1 protein-coding gene is annotated in these 304 nt (G+C 68.4%); it reads right to left on the reverse strand.

Translation table 11 applies throughout. From position 1 onward, the window contains the following. Positions 1 to 266 (reverse strand): hypothetical protein (locus ACLQ28_RS34590; RefSeq protein ID WP_425690460.1); only part of this gene is annotated, 266 nt, incomplete at its 3' end. Positions 267 to 304: the final 38 nt, after the last annotated feature.

A 304-nucleotide genomic window follows, 5' to 3' on the forward strand; every position in this document is an offset into this window, starting at 1 on the left:
ACCGCAGCCACCTGCGCACGCACCAGCTCGAGCACGACCTTCTCCCGATCGCCCTCGGGCACCCCGGCCAGTCGCTGTGGGAGGGAGCCGCCCGTGGTCTCGACACGTTGGGCCGGCATGCGAACCAGTCCACGTAGCAACGCCGGCAGCATGCCCGACCGGGCCTGGGCGCGTAGCGCGCCGGTATCGAGCACGACGGGTACGAGCAGCGCCTCGTCGAGCTGCTGCGCCTGGTCGAACAACTCCAGACCAAGCTCGTTCGACAACGGACTGACACCCATCCGCTCCAAACGGACAAGCTCAG

Origin of the sequence: Micromonospora sp. DT201, from assembly GCF_049841575.1 — a bacterium.
Classification (GTDB): Bacteria; Actinomycetota; Actinomycetes; order Mycobacteriales; family Micromonosporaceae; genus Micromonospora.